This is a genomic window from Pseudarthrobacter sp. NPDC058196 (assembly GCF_042882685.1).
Lineage (GTDB): Bacteria > Actinomycetota > Actinomycetes > Actinomycetales > Micrococcaceae > Arthrobacter.
On the sequence record NZ_JBHVVN010000032.1, the window covers coordinates 1 to 1,057 of the forward strand.

Consider the following 1,057-nt stretch of genomic DNA (forward strand, 5'->3'; position numbering starts at 1 on the left):
TGTCAATGGCCACTAGTTTCTGCCCACCAGCGGCCAGTTAAAGTTCCCGCTGGTGGCCAGTAAAGCTGCCCGGTGATGGCCAATAGATCTGCCCACTGATCGGTTTCGGCGGGGTTGGCCATCGTCGGGTCTTGTTAGTTCAGTTGGGTGACTCCTTTCCCGGCGAGGGCTTGGGTGAGGCGGATGGAGTCGCCGCTGGTCTGGCAGACGTGCGCGTGGTGCAAGAGCCGGTCCACTGTGGCTGTTGCGAGGGTTTTGGGCATGAGTTCATCGAAGCCGGCCGGGTGCAGGTTCGAGGAGATCGCGACGGAGCGTTTTTCGTAGGCTGCGTCCACGACCCGGTAGAGTCCTTCGGCGGCGTCCGTGGCCACCGGCAGGAGCCCGATGTCGTCAATGACCACGAGTTCGGCGCGCAGGATTCTGGTCACGGCGCGGGTGACGCTGTCATCGGTGCGGTGGGCGCGGATGAGGGCTCCGAGGTCTTCGAGCCTGAACCAGGCCACGCGCATCCCTGCTTCGACGGCTTGCTGGCCGAGGGCTTCGAGGAAGAACGTTTTCCCGGTCCCGGAGGGCCCGCAGACGACCAGGTTCTCGCGTCGGGTGATCCATTCCAGGGTGCGCAGGGCCTGCTGGGTTGGGCCTGGGATGGAGGAGACGGCCGGGTCCCACGCGTCGAAGGTCTTCCCGGTCGGGAAGCCTGCTGCTTTGCGGCGGGTGGCGAGCATGGACCGGGCCCGGCCGGCGGCTTCCTCGGCGAAGAGTGCCTTGATTGTCTCGGCCGGTTCCCAGCGTTGGGCGCGGGCGGTCGCGATCAGTTCAGGCGCGAGGGCGCGGGCGTGGGGCATTTTCAGTTGCCGCATCAGCGCTTCGAGCTCGGCCGGCAGTGCCGGTGCAGTGGTGTTCGTGGTGGTGACCGGGCTCATCGGTTCGGTTCCTCCTGCGTGGTGGAGGCGGTGACGCCCAAACCTGCCCAGGCGCTGGTGCCCTGGGTCAGGGAGCGGGTTTCGTCCGCGGAGTGGGTGGTGGTGCGGGACTTTCCGGCGTTCAGGATCGAGGC

Annotated in this window: 1 protein-coding gene; it reads right to left on the bottom strand. The window is 66.6% G+C overall.

Translation table 11 applies throughout. The features are described from left to right. Window positions 1-134: 134 nt before the first annotated feature. Complete coding sequence (gene istB, locus ACFVVC_RS22385) at window positions 135-923, bottom strand: IS21-like element helper ATPase IstB (RefSeq protein WP_387458520.1); 789 nt, start codon at window positions 921-923, stop codon at window positions 135-137. Between the last annotated feature and the right edge of the window lie 134 nt (window positions 924-1,057).